Source organism: Bacillus sp. HNG, from assembly GCF_003400205.1.
In the GTDB taxonomy this organism is placed as follows: domain Bacteria; phylum Bacillota; class Bacilli; order Bacillales; family Bacillaceae_L; genus Ferdinandcohnia.
Map to the genome: position 1 here is coordinate 1 of NZ_QUQV01000019.1, position 14,059 is coordinate 14,059.

Sequence of the window (14,059 nt, forward strand, 5' to 3'; positions counted from 1 at the left end):
CACGCCGCCAGCGTTCATCCTGAGCCAGGATCAAACTCTCCAATAAGAGTATTGATTGCTCAATAAGTTTGTTACTTAGAATTAACGTTGACGCTTGTATTGTGTTCAGTTTTCAAAGAACTTTTTTCAACCCGCTGTTCATCAGCGACTTTTATAATATAACATCTTTAAAAGTCTATGTCAACACCTTTAAAATGGTGAATCATTTTTCAAGGCGCTGTAGCAGCGACTTAATTAATATACCAAGTTTATAATTCACCGTCAACCTAAATTATTCTGGGATTTTCGACCAATTCCTCCCTACTATCCCACAACCCGACGAATATCGTTAGACATTCCATACAAAGTTCGATCAAAATAAAAAAAGACACCAGATTTTTAATCTAGTGTCTACGTTTTTTAGACTAAGAAAATGAAATACAAAATAAAGATGAAGAATAAAGCGTACATGATTGGGTGAATTTCTCTTGCTTTTCCTTTTACCATCATTGTAATTGGATAAAAGATAAAGCCAATTGCAATACCCGTTGCAATACTAGATGTTAATGGCATTGTCACGATTGTTAAGAACGCCGGAACCGCAATCTCGAATTTCTTCCATTCAATATCACCTAAGCTTGCAACCATTAGAACACCAACGATGATTAATGCTGGTGAAGTAACGGCTGGTGTTACAACTCCTAAAAGTGGAGAAAAGAATAAAGCTAATAAGAATAATACTGCTGTTACAACTGAAGCAAATCCTGATCTCGCACCTGCAGCAACACCCGCTGTTGATTCAACGTAAGATGTAGTTGAAGATGTTCCTAAGATAGCTCCGATTACTGTACCAGTTGAATCTGAAACTAATGCTCTTCCCGCACGTGGAAGTTTATTGTCTTTCATAATTCCCGCTTGGTTTGCTACCCCAACTAACGTTCCTGCTGTATCAAAGAAGTCTACAAACATAAATGTAAGGATAACAACCAACATATCCATATTGAAGATTTCACCGAAGTGTGTAAATGCTGCTCCGAATGTTGGTGCTAAACTTGGAACTGAGCTTACAACCTTGTCTGGGGCATCAATTAAATTGAAAAGCATCCCAACGATTGCGGTAATAACCATACCGATAAATACTGCACCATTAATTTTTCGAACCATTAAAATGACTGTAATTACAACACCAAAAACAGCTAATAATGTGTCTCCTTTTGATAAATCACCTAATGCTACTAAAGTAGCCGGATCAGCAATTACAATGTTTGCATTTTTAAGACCAATAAATGTAATAAACAATCCAATCCCTGCGCCAACTGCTAACTTTAAGTTTTGTGGGATGGCATCGATAATTTTTTCACGAATACGAGTTAATGTTAGAAGAACTAATACGATACCTGACACTAAAACGCCTGATAACGCGGTTTGCCACGCAATACCCATTCCTAGCACAACTGAATAAGCGAAGAATGCATTAAGTCCCATTCCTGGAGCTAAGGCTACAGGGTATTTCGCAACGACACCCATGATTAATGTACCAAGAGCTGCCGCAAGAGCTGTAGCAACGAACACTGCATTTGCATCCATTCTTAATGCTTCAGGAAAATCCGCAACATCGCTTAATGATAAAATTGATGGGTTAACAAATAAAATATAAGCCATCGATAAGAATGTTGTGATTCCACCAATAATTTCTCGTCTATAAGTAGTTCCAAGCTCATCGAATTGAAAATACTTTTTCATATGATTCCCTCTCCCTTTGATCCGTATCGTCGTAAAAGAACTAAGTAATTTATAGAATAAGTGCACAAAAGCGCTCCAGAGAATGCTCTGAAGCGCTTGACGTTAAGGATAACGATAGAAAAGAAGAATCATAGTTAATAGACTCTCTTCATTATCTGTTATACCTCGTAGTCAAGCTAATTTACGGTAGCCTGGTAGAAACTTTTGGGCCATATCCCCAAGATTATACGACGTATTTCAACAAAATCTTTATTTCGATTTTATTATATGACAATGTACCTAGAGAGTCAACAGAATAAACGAACATTATTTCATTTTTGTTTTTTATCGTTCGTAAATTATTCCCACTCAATTGTTGCTGGCGGTTTACTTGTAATATCATACACAACTCTATTTACGTGACTAACTTCATTCACTATTCTTGTTGAAATGACTTCTAGAACGTCCCAAGGGATGCGAGCCCAGTCTGATGTCATTCCATCAATTGAGGTAACAGCACGGATACCAATTGTGTAATCATATGTTCTTGCATCTCCCATTACTCCGACACTACGGATATCTGGAAGGACGGTAAAGTATTGCCAAATTTCGCGTTCAAGACCGGCTTTTCTAATTTCTTCTCGTAGGATGTAATCTGATTCACGAACAATCTCAAGTTTATCCTCTGTTATTTCACCTAACACGCGAATTCCTAGCCCAGGTCCTGGGAATGGTTGACGCCATACGATTTCATCAGGAATGCCTAACTCCGTGCCTAATGCGCGAACCTCGTCCTTAAATAAAGCATTAAGTGGTTCGATTAATTGAAACTGCATATCTTCTGGCAGTCCACCAACATTGTGATGTGATTTGATGGTCTGGGCAGTTGCTGTTCCACTTTCAATAATATCTGTATAAAGAGTTCCTTGTGCAAGATAATCGATTCCCTCTAGCTTAGCAGCTTCATCATCAAACACATAGATAAACTCATTACCAATGATTTTACGTTTTTGCTCTGGATCACTTACTCCCTTTAGCTTAGATAAGAAGCGGTCCTTCGCATCGATTTTAATGACATTCATATGGAAACCTTCACTAAAGGTCTTCATCACACTTTCAGCTTCTCCCTTACGAAGAAGACCGTGGTCAACGAACATACATGTTAATTGATCGCCGATTGCTTTATGAATCAATACAGCAACAACAGAAGAATCTACGCCCCCACTAAGTGCGCAAAGAACTTTTTTATCACCAACGGTTTGACGGATTTTTTCCATTTCGATTTCTATGAAGTTTTCCATCGACCAGCTCTCTGTACAACCACAAACTCCGAATACAAAGTTTTTCAGAAGATCATTTCCATAGACAGAATGACGTACCTCTGGATGGAACTGAACCCCGTATAAATTACGCTCTGCATCACTCATAGCTGAAATTGGACAAGATGGGCTGACTGCATCGATAGTAAAACCTTCTGGTGTTTCGACAACTAAATCACCATGACTCATCCATACCACTTGTTCACTAGGGATATTGGAAAAAAGAGCAGATTCGTTTTGAACATTAATGGTTGCTTTTCCGTATTCACGATTATGAGCTTTTTCTACTCTGCCACCAAAGTGTTGTGTCATCAGTTGCATTCCGTAGCAAATACCTAATACAGGCACACCTAAATCGAAAATTTTCTCATCACATCTAAATGAGTTTTCATCATAGACACTATTCGGACCACCAGATAAAATGATTCCTTTAGGCTGCATTGCCTTAATTTCTTCTACTGTTAAAGTATGTGGGTGAAGCTCACTATAGACACCAAACTCACGGATTCTTCTTGTTATTAATTGATTGTATTGGCTTCCGAAATCTAAAACAACGACCATTTCTTGAACGTTATTCACAAAATCACCTCGTTATATTTTGTAATATACCCATCTGATATTATGCAAATCAAATTCGCCTTGACGAATTTGCGCCCAGATTTTTTAGGCCCACACGAGGTGGGTCACAAAGACGTTGCCACAGGACGTGGCGCCCTTAGTCTTTGATCCTAAGCTCTAAAACTTACCTTTGAAAATCTGTGGCATCCGCCGGAGGCTTTTTTTTACCTTTATTTAGTATGGTAATAAATAAAGGTAAAAAAATAGAATCCTACCTTAATAAAAGGCAGAATTCTAGTTCACGTACACAAATAGAATAGCTGCCTTCATAGTCAAACCATTTACGGTGGTCTGGTAGAAACTTTCGAACCATATTATCGAGGATATACGAAGGTACTTCTATTGAATTTGTGATAATTTTATCAACCAGGTATCTATTGGTCAAGATGATATCTTTTTAATTAAATTTTCCCATAATTCGACGGACATTGACCATTCCTTATAGGCATTGTCTTTACGATATAAAGCTCGTTCGTAACTTCGTGTTAATTGTTCCATTTCATGCCCTTTGTAAAAACGATCGACTTGGATCGAATATTCCCTCAAAGTTTGCCCGTCTTTTCTCGGGAAGCCGACACGCTCTAATTGCTTTAGCAATGCATGATAGGCTTTAAAATACACCTCTTCATCTTTAGCGTTTTTGTACATCCAAATATATAGGTAAGGCATCCACTTTTTTCGTGTTTTAAATAAGACATATATGATCAAGAAAAGGCTCAATAAGAAAATCAGCACATATTTCCACGAGAAGGCATCACTGAGTTTTTCAAAGATGCTGTTGTCCGTGTCTTCAGAAACAGGTTTTGCCACCGTTTCTTCCGCCTCTTTTTCCTTAGGGAATTCCACTGGTGTTGTTTGTGGTGTCTGACTATTCTCATTTCCAGTAGCCGTTAAATCATAGGAAAATAGATTAGCGTTACTAAATCCATTTGTTGGTTCAAATGGCACCCAACCGAACTCCGGAAAATAAACTTCAACCCAAGAGTGCGCGTTATTGTTGGTAATTTCATATGTGTTTACTTCGACACGCTCACCCTCTGTATAGCCTTTTACCCACCGGGCAGGAATATCAACCGCTCGCAATAAAACGACCATTGAAGTTGAAAAATTATCACAATATCCCATTTTTGTATCAAACAAGAATTGGTCGACATAATCTTCTTCAGGGCCCGGGACCGCGACGTCTTGAGTATCATATGCAAATCCATTTAATTGAAAGTAATTTTCGACCGCCTTTACTTTATCATACCGGTTTGTATGTGAACTTGTGATTTCTACTGCCAGTTCTTTCACACGTTCCGGGAGGTTATCAGGTAATTGCATGTACCTTTCTCTAAAAAGGTCAATCTGTTCAATTCTACCTGGTTCCGTAACCTCTTTTAGGTGGTTAATATAGTATTTCGGATACTCATAACGAAGCGAATAGCGATCCAATTTAACTACATCATTGCCCCTGTAAGTCGAGATTTTTTCAGATAATGTGTTGGCACTAAAATGGATGTCAGGATCAGCCTCTACTGATATCACTCCTAATGGATATACAATATGCGAATATTTTAGATCCATTTGAATTTCAGTTTCGAATTCCTCTACTTCTGTTTTTGCCTCATACCATTTTAATGCTGTATTCTCATCATAGAAAATGTCTTTTTCCGGTTGCCCTGATAATTTCCAGCCCTTTCCGGTGTAGGTATCCTTGGTTTCAACTCGCCAATAATGTCGCTTTTCGGCTTTTGCTGTAAAAACAACCGTATCATCGGCGATAAAGGGTCCACCTAGATTTTGGTCATTCGTACCATAGCCTATTTTCTTTACCCCGTTAATCGAACCATTCGCATTCTCCTGCCCATACCCTTTTAAAAATGGAACCGGGTCTGGCCATTGAGGTGATGCCTTTGGTGAGACATAGCCAATAAATGTAGAAAACAGAATAAAAACAGCTAAAGGAACTGCCCATTTTTTACCGATGCTTACATGCTTCGAAAGCTCCTTATCCTTTAAACGCTCAAATTGCAAGATCCCGAGCATGAAGAATCCGATTAACACGGTCCGAACGATTGCCATTTGGGCATTATATGGGCTGAAAGTATCGATCACCGTGATATAAATGATGGTCAACACGAAAAACAAAAGGATTCTTTTTTGATGAGTAAACCAATAATGAAGTAAATAACTCATTAACCAAAGCAAAATACTAAAGAGAAGCGTCCGAAAAATCGGCGTCATGCCCCACCAATTCGCTTGGAACATGAGCCCAATATTTTTTATAAGATCGGCAACAAGTTCACCTACCCATTCAATATCTAAAAAGTCCTGCTTAAAATAGAGCGAATGAATCATATACACGATTAGAAAAACCTTAATTAGGGCACCAAGTAAAAACGGCACTCTTAAAAATAACAGTAGAAAGCACGCCCCGATAAAAATGACAAACCCTGATGTCTCCTGTGTATCTGTCACGGTTTTAAGTGGTCGCAGCCATTCCCACAATAAAAGAAAGCCAAATACATTTAATAATAGGTTACGAATATCACGTTGTGCTGGAATTTTAGGCTTCATGATTTTCTCACCTCATGGAAAGTATCTGCAAAATGCCCTTCATATACGACTTTCGCAAATATATTATGTTTTCGAATGGCTCCAAGGACGCGAACTTCATCGTGTGTTAGTTGTGTTCCTTTTTCTCTTATTACGAAGATTTGCAGATCTGCATTTCGCATCGAAAATCTGCCAACTAAATGAATCGTATCCTCGCTTAGTTCACTTGTGACAAGCATGAAGGTTACAGGCTGATAGATTTTTTTTATCTCCGACTCCACAATTTGCGAGAAAGGAATAGGACTATCGTCTTTTACCTTTGCTAAGTGGTAATAGATCACTTGTTGCTGGGATTCGCCATCTTTTAAAGGAAAAACTGCTTGGTCCTCCCCAATCGAGATAAATGAAACTTGGGCACCTTTTCTCAAAATGGCCTTTGTAAGGGAGGCTGTAAAGGTCACAATCTGTTCAAAATGATTGGAATTTGTTCGATCCATGAATAAAACAACGTCATGACTTTGCTGCTGCTCGAATTCCTTCGTCATAATATTATTTCGTCTTGCGGATGCCTTCCAATCAATCCATGAAAACCGGTCCCCCGGAGCATACTCTCTTACGCCAACCGCAATTGCTGTATCCCGCTGTAATCTTACATGCGAAGAGGTCATCCCTTGTTCAAACCGGCTCTCAAGCTGTCGGTATACCAAATCTACATACTGTGGATATACTAGAAACTGGTCACGAACCGGTGCAATGGTTTCTTTTTCTATCAGTCCAAACAAATCTCCCGTCTTAATACGGATTCCCTCTAGTACATGTTCTCCCCTTAGGATTGAATCGAATTCGTATTTAAAGGTCAATTCCCTCTTAAACCAAGGAAAAAGAATAACCTTTGACTGTTTGGATTGCTCAAACTTTTTTAATTGTGGCGGCAGAAGCTCCTCAATAATAAGGTACATTAATGGAAAAGGGATCTTTCGATTAATCACAATGGTTGCTTCAAATTTTTCCCCCGCTACATATTCTGTTTGGTTGATTTGACGAACCAGTTTAAAATCCTTAAGAGAATAGATTGATAGAGCAAAAGAATATAACCCGAACGGGATGAAGCTATAAAATAGAAACCAGCTGACAAACCCACCTTGAAACATCGCATATACAAAAGTTGTTACAATGAGAAGGAAGATATTAACAAGCTTACCCGTTTCTTTTAGCTTTCGGAATAGTTTCCTCATCAACGATTCAACGACCTTTGTACAGGAATCGGTGTTCTTTCAATTATCTTCGTTACTACCTTCTCGGTTGTCATTCCTTCAAATCTTGCTTCTGATTTTAAAATGAGTCGATGTGGTAGAACATATGGTGCAAGATATTGAATATCGTCTGGGATCACAAAATCCCTGCCGTGAATCAAGGCATACGCCTGTGCTGCCTTCATTAATGCGATCGAGCCACGTGGACTAGCCCCTAGATAAATCGAACTATGCTCTCTCGTTCGGCTTACTAAATCTACGATATATTCTTTAATGGTTTGGTCAACATAGACCGCTCTTACTTCCTTTTGTAGGTCTATTAACTCTTCAAGCGTAACTACCGCTTCAAGCTGCTCAATGGGCTTAGACTTTTCCGCTCTATTTAAAACCTCGATTTCTTCTTTAACGGACGGATATCCCATTTTCATTTTTAAAAGAAAACGATCAAGCTGCGCTTCTGGAAGTGGATAAGTTCCTTCATATTCAATCGGGTTTTGTGTGGCCATAACAAAGAATGGCTTTGGTAAAGGTCTTGTAACTCCATCAACCGTGATGCTACTTTCTTCCATACCTTCTAGTAAAGCTGATTGCGTCTTCGGAGATGTTCGGTTGATTTCGTCTGCTAATACAATATGACCTATAATTGGTCCAGGTCTGAATTCAAACTGGAGTTCTTTTGGATTATAAATAGACGTTCCAGTTACATCCGATGGTAATAGGTCGGGCGTAAACTGAATTCGTTTAAATTCCGCACTCACGGATTTCGCAAGGGAACGCACCATCATCGTCTTCCCTACACCTGGCACGTCTTCTAGCAAAACATGTCCTTCCGCTAATAATGCAACCAAGCTTAGCGTGGCCACATCTCTTTTTCCGATCATAACTTTTTCGATATTTTCGATAACTCTTCCTAAAACTGAATGTAACGTGTCAAGCTGCGCCATTTTCCGTCCCCCTAAAAACTCGTATCTCTTACAATATATGTAACTATTATACTATTCACACACTAATTATAAAAGTGAATATAGACGATTCCTAAATTCAATAAGCATCGTTCGATAAGTTCTGATTACTGCTTCGGCTAATCAGAAAAAGGCCCAGATTATCAAAATAATCTGAGCCAGAGTTTGCTATTCTATTAAACAAGACTTGAAAGTACATGGACCCGGAGGATGATTCCTACTAGGCGTTGGTCTTCATCGACAACAGCTAACGGAAACTTTGTTTCCAACGCCTTTGGAATTATGTCTTGGATATATTCATCCTTCGAAACTGTGAAAATATCATCTCGAATCACATCGGGCAGTGTCTTCTTTTCCTTGATCCCATCAATGCAATCGTCAATGGTCACAATTCCCTCTAAGCGTCTATGCTTGTTCACGACGAATACACTTGAGATTCCGTTCTTCTGCATTTCTTTTACCGCTACTTGTAAACTGTCCTTTAGCGAAACCAACGCATTCGATTGAATCATAACATGCTCTGCCTGCAAAACCTTAGAGCGGTCGATATCTTTTATAAACTCGGATATATAATCATTCGCAGGAGTCTCGATAATTTCCTCCGGTGTACCGATTTGCTCGACTACCCCGTCCTTCATCACCGCAACACGGTCTCCTAGTTTAAAAGCTTCGTTAATATCGTGTGTAATAAAAATAATCGTTTTTTGAAGTTTGTCCTGCAGTTCTAACAACTCAAGCTGCATTTCTCGACGAATGAGTGGGTCTAGTGCACTAAAAGGTTCATCCATTAGGAGGATATCAGGGTCATTTGCAAGCGCTCGTGCAAGTCCTACGCGCTGCTGCATCCCACCTGATAGCTCTCCTGGATATTTATCCTCGTATCCTTTTAGCCCGACACTTTCTATATTTTTTAACGCTATTTCTCTGCGTTCTTCCTTTGAAACATTTTTGATCTCTAAGCCATATTCCACATTCGCCAAAACCGTTCGGTGACTGAATAACCCGAAGTGCTGAAACACCATGGCAATTTTATCCTGTCTGAACTTCTTCAGCTGGGAAGAGTTATAACGAACAACATCCTCCCCATCTACATAGATAGACCCGAACGTTGGTTTATTTAAAAGGTTAAAACAGCGAATCAATGTCGACTTACCACTTCCGGATAGTCCCATGATGACAAAGATTTCACCTTTCTTGATTTCCATTGATGCATTGTACACACCAACGGTATGATTGGTTTTTTCTAAGATTTCTTTTTTACTCATTCCTTTTTCAACCATTGGAATGACTGACTTTGGTTTTGGACCAAATATTTTGGATACTTTCTCTATTTTAATTTTCGTTTCCATTACTCCGACCCCCTGTGTTTCTGGAATGAACTTGCTACTCCTGATGTCACACGGTCAATAATGATTGCTAGAAACACGATACTGATACCCGCTTCAAATCCAAGTGCCATATCAATACGGTTAATTGCGATCAGAACCTGTTCACCAAGTCCCTTCGCACCAACCATTGATGCAATAACGACCATCGCAAGTGCCATCATGGTTGTTTGGTTGACCCCCGCCATAATCGTTGGAAGTGCTTGTGGCAATTGAACCTTCGTGAGCATCTGCCATCTTGATGAACCGAATGATTGGGCAGATTCAATCACATCTTTATCCACATTGCGAAGTGCTAACTCCGTCAATCGGATAACAGGTGGCAACGCATAAATTAATGTTGCAAATACTGCTGAAACATTTCCTAGACTGAAGAAGAAAATCGCAGGAATTAAATAAACGAAACTTGGCATGGTCTGCATCGCATCCAAAATCGGTCTCATGACAATGGAAAATCCTTTACTAAATGCCATCCACACACCCAGTGGAATCCCGATAATGAGGGATATGAGAACCGATGTTAAGACAATCGCAATCGTGATCATCAATACATCCCATAATCCAAATGTTCCAATTAAAAATATAAAAAAGGCATATAACACGCCAGAAAGAACAGATTTAAAACGCCATCCTAAAAGGAAAATAATAATTAAGAAGAGCCACCATGGAATGAAATTAAGAAATCCACTTATTCCATTGATAGTTTGAGAGGAAATTAGATGTATGAAATCAAAAAACCCTTCGAACGTTGTATCAATCCATTTAATAAATTTTTCTACATACTCACCAATAAATTCCCAACGTATTTCCGGAAAACTACCCATAAGCAGGTTACATAATGTAACCATTCACCTCACTTTTTTTACAAAATCTCTTTTATTAATAAATTTGTAGTAGCTGGCGAACACCAACTACTACAACAACGAGATTACTCTAATGATTTTTTTACTTTTTCAGCGACATCTTCTGAAACCCAAGAAGTCCAAACATCTTCATGCTGCTTCATCCACCACAGAGCAGCCTCTTCGGCAGATGCATCATTTTCATTCATGTATTTAAGAGCTTCTTCGGTTAAGTCGTTGCTCGTTTTATAATTTTTTAGAAACTCTACAACCTCTGGTGCTTGTTCAGGCATGTCCTTGTGAACAGCTACAACAACATCATTTGGCGGGAATTCAGTTCCGTAGTCTTTGTTCCATTGTTCTTCGTTATATTCTGGTTCTTCTAAAAGAGTAAGGTCATATTTTGCCGTTACCCATGTTGGTGACCAGTAATACCCAACCCAGCCTTTTCCCTTTTCATATGCATCAACTAAAGTTGCAACTGCACTTGAATCTGAACCAGGACTAATATAGTTAAACGTATCTCCTAAGCCATATGTGTCAACCTTAACTGACATTGTTTCCCCAACAGCCCATCCAGTTGGAGCTCCTACGATAAGACCTTTACTTGAATCCTCTGGGTCAGGGAATACTTCAGGGTATTTCTTCAAGTCCTCCACTGTTTTTAAATCTGGTGCTAACGGCTCGATTCCTCTTTCTTTGTCCCCTTCAATCACATAAGTTGGAACATATAACCCCTGGCTATTATCATCAAAGTTTGTAGATACTGTTTCAATATCCCCAGCATCTGTCATTTCTTGATAAAGCTCTTTGACATTGTCCGTCCAAACTTCCATATACACATTGATGTCACCTTGACGTAAACCTTCAAGTGTTGCAGCAGTCGAACCCGCTGTTACTTCTGTTTTATAGCCATATCCATCCTCTAGGATTCTTTGTGCAATACTGTTATGGAAGCGAATACTATCCCAACCCGCATCAGCAAGCACAATTTTATCTAATTTTTCTGGTTCTCCATCTCCTGAAGACCCCTCACTACTACATCCAACTAACGCTAGTAGCAAAACGGCTAATAGTATTAATAATTTTCGTTTCATTCATCATTTCTCCCCTTTTTAGTTTAATTTACCAGTAAACAGATATATTTACTGAGTTCAATAGATAAATCAACCTACTAAAAATGAATATTCATTCATTTTTTGATACTACGAATTTCTCCAAACTTTAACAACGATTGCATGATTTGATTAGATTAATAGAAAGGTGACAATTAATTAATCAGTCAGATGAAAAATGCAGGAGACATTTTCAAGGCTACATTTTTCGCAAACTTTGAGGATACTTCTTTTGAACTATTGATCTTGGAGGGAATAAACATTTGTTGGTTTCACAGTGGTGAACCTAAGGGTTATAGTAAAAGTATAGAGGAATAATATAATGAGGACAAACCTGATAATATAGCATATCTCGTGATAAACTAGCATATTTCATGATTTCAAAACCTCAGGTTGCCGAAATTATTTATCCTTCAAAGATCCTCCCATATCCTCTCATATCCTCCAAATATGGTGAAATTTTCAGTTTTTTTATTAAAATATGCGATATGTAGTATTTCGGTAGTACCTTAGTCCCTTATTTAGTTTAAGTATGACTAGACAGATGCCAGTATATATGGAATTCCCCTCAAAAAATAGCAAAAAACCAGATTTGATCATCTGGTTTCCATTTTCCTCTATTTAAAAATTACCTTTTTTTCTTCTGTAAGTATTTTTCGTTGATCACAAGCACTTTTCCATCCTCAGCCGGTCTGTATTTACGAAATTTAAATTTATTTTTTTCAAACAGGATATTTCCAATGATATATATGGGTAGGATGATAACCAAGTTAATTAACATTTGAAGCAATAGGTTTAAATCCCTCTCAAATATATAAATCGTAAATACTGCGTAAAACGCATATGACACCATTAATACAATAAGTACATTACATATATGAAAAGCAATCACACTCGTTTTTTCACGAAACATTCGCTCTAGTTCAAGCTTAAAAAAAAGTGTAATAAACACTGAAATCCCTATTGCAATAAGAGTAACAAAATATGTAAATATAGTTTGCATGTTTGCTAATCCCTCGCCCTCATATCCTTATCATTTTTAAGCCCAAGAGAGATTCGATTACCTACCCTCATTGTAACACATCAACTAATAAAGAGGTTTTAACAACGGAAAAACCTCCGCTTTCTTCATCGAAGAAGGTAGCGGAGGCTTGTTTAAGATGAGAGGGTGTAATCTTTTAGTGTTATGTACCGGCTGTAAGTTGATAGCTGGACTTAATCTATAAAGTCCTATCTGCTATACTTTGCGGCTTAGGCTCGATCGTTGACTGTTTCTAGGGTCCCGTCTTCCATCCTTTTTTCAAAAAAATCCAACACATCTTCAAGCTTCATCCCCATGTTTTTAGCTTTGATGATTAATTCTACCCATTCCTCGTCAAGTTCCACTAGATCGCCCTTATTTGCCGTTTTAATCTTACTCATCCCCTAATACATTTAGTTAGTTTCGTGATTTTGTAATCCATACAGATAGATATCCACTATTTCATTTGCAAGTTGTTGTGGATTTTTTACATCTGTGAATAATTTCGTGATCGTAAGTCTTTCAATAGTCCCCATTAAGCACTCTGCAACGGTTTGCATATCTAAATCTTGGCGAAAGTAGTTATCCTGTTGTTCTGCTAGAAGATTCTCAGTAATATGATTTACAATTACTCGCTTAATTTCCTCCGATTCGCTTGCGATAAAAAATCCTATTTTTGTCAAATTTCGATGGCCGTCAAAGAATTCAAAGATTCCATTTAGACCTCTAGCTATTTTGGAAGAAAGGATGTTTTTATCCAAATTAGATTCAAGTCTGCTACTCTGGGTTAACATAATTAATTTGTTGCGAAATGTATGGACGAGCTCTTGAAAGATAGCTTCTTTACTTGAGAAATATAGATAAAAACTGGGCTGTGTGAGTCCAGCCTTTTTGACAATCGTACTGATCTTCGTTTCATGAAATCCGTGTTCTGCGAATTCTTCTGCTGCAACCATAAGGATTGCCTCTTTGCTTTTGATCCCAACTGACCCCTTCTGTCTCCCACGTTGTCCCATTATAATGCCGCCTTTTGTCTTAATTAAAATTATATTACTCATGAGTATTATCTCTTACAAAATATCACCCGGTCAAGTAGTCTATTACCATTTTTAACCTACAAAAACTGACAAATTACACAAAAAAACTGCCTCCTTGTATTTAGGAAGCAGCCCTTTATGATTGACTTCTTTATCCGCTTTGGTAGATATCCATACTGCGCTATCTAATTTTGCTGTAAAACACTTCACAAAAAAGTCTATAGAAGAAAAGGAAAGGCTTCTCCTATAGACTCATTAAAAAAGTAAA

The 14,059-nt window shown here is 38.2% G+C and carries 11 protein-coding genes and 2 riboswitches; all 11 genes read right to left on the reverse strand.

Annotated features, from left to right (window positions below; genetic code table 11):
• Positions 1-399: 399 nt before the first annotated feature.
• The 11 genes from DZB84_RS21420 to DZB84_RS21470 all read right to left on the reverse strand — a co-directional run bounded on the left by DZB84_RS21420 (position 400) and on the right by DZB84_RS21470 (position 13,812).
• Entirely contained in the window at positions 400-1,722 is a 1,323-nt protein-coding gene (locus tag DZB84_RS21420) for an NCS2 family permease (protein ID WP_116354340.1), read from the reverse strand.
• Between the two features lie 148 nt (positions 1,723-1,870).
• A riboswitch (purine riboswitch) is annotated at positions 1,871-1,973 on the reverse strand.
• Positions 1,974-2,060: 87 nt separating this feature from the next.
• The gene (guaA, locus tag DZB84_RS21425; protein WP_116354384.1) at positions 2,061-3,581 is read right to left on the reverse strand and encodes a glutamine-hydrolyzing GMP synthase; all 1,521 of its coding nucleotides are present in this window, start codon (positions 3,579-3,581) and stop codon (positions 2,061-2,063) included.
• Positions 3,582-3,887: 306 nt separating this feature from the next.
• A riboswitch (purine riboswitch) is annotated at positions 3,888-3,989 on the reverse strand.
• A gap of 30 nt (positions 3,990-4,019) precedes the next feature.
• The gene (locus DZB84_RS21430; RefSeq protein ID WP_116354341.1) at positions 4,020-6,197 is read right to left on the reverse strand and encodes a transglutaminaseTgpA domain-containing protein; all 2,178 of its coding nucleotides are present in this window, start codon (positions 6,195-6,197) and stop codon (positions 4,020-4,022) included.
• Positions 6,194-7,411 carry a DUF58 domain-containing protein gene (locus DZB84_RS21435; RefSeq protein WP_116354342.1) on the reverse strand — a complete coding sequence of 406 codons (1,218 nt, stop codon included), beginning with the start codon at positions 7,409-7,411 and terminating at the stop codon, positions 6,194-6,196. Before DZB84_RS21435 ends, DZB84_RS21430 begins: the two co-directional genes overlap by 4 nt.
• Complete coding sequence (locus tag DZB84_RS21440) at positions 7,411-8,373, reverse strand: AAA family ATPase (protein WP_116354343.1); 963 nt, start codon at positions 8,371-8,373, stop codon at positions 7,411-7,413. Before DZB84_RS21440 ends, DZB84_RS21435 begins: the two co-directional genes overlap by 1 nt.
• A 194-nt stretch (positions 8,374-8,567) precedes the next feature.
• A complete protein-coding gene (locus DZB84_RS21445) occupies positions 8,568-9,740 on the reverse strand; it encodes a quaternary amine ABC transporter ATP-binding protein (protein WP_116354344.1) in 1,173 nt (390 codons plus the stop codon).
• The gene (locus tag DZB84_RS21450) at positions 9,740-10,600 is read right to left on the reverse strand and encodes an ABC transporter permease (protein WP_116354345.1); all 861 of its coding nucleotides are present in this window, start codon (positions 10,598-10,600) and stop codon (positions 9,740-9,742) included. Before DZB84_RS21450 ends, DZB84_RS21445 begins: the two co-directional genes overlap by 1 nt.
• Positions 10,601-10,704: 104 nt before the next feature.
• Complete coding sequence (locus tag DZB84_RS21455) at positions 10,705-11,715, reverse strand: ABC transporter substrate-binding protein (protein WP_116354346.1); 1,011 nt, start codon at positions 11,713-11,715, stop codon at positions 10,705-10,707.
• Positions 11,716-12,361: 646 nt separating this feature from the next.
• Complete coding sequence (locus tag DZB84_RS21460) at positions 12,362-12,736, reverse strand: hypothetical protein (RefSeq protein WP_116354347.1); 375 nt, start codon at positions 12,734-12,736, stop codon at positions 12,362-12,364.
• Between the two features lie 248 nt (positions 12,737-12,984).
• Positions 12,985-13,155 (reverse strand): anti-repressor SinI family protein, encoded by a 171-nt coding sequence (locus DZB84_RS21465; RefSeq protein WP_116354348.1) that lies wholly within the window; start codon positions 13,153-13,155, stop codon positions 12,985-12,987.
• A 12-nt stretch (positions 13,156-13,167) separates the two neighbouring features.
• Positions 13,168-13,812 carry a TetR/AcrR family transcriptional regulator gene (locus DZB84_RS21470; RefSeq protein ID WP_223254531.1) on the reverse strand — a complete coding sequence of 215 codons (645 nt, stop codon included), beginning with the start codon at positions 13,810-13,812 and terminating at the stop codon, positions 13,168-13,170.
• Positions 13,813-14,059: the final 247 nt, after the last annotated feature.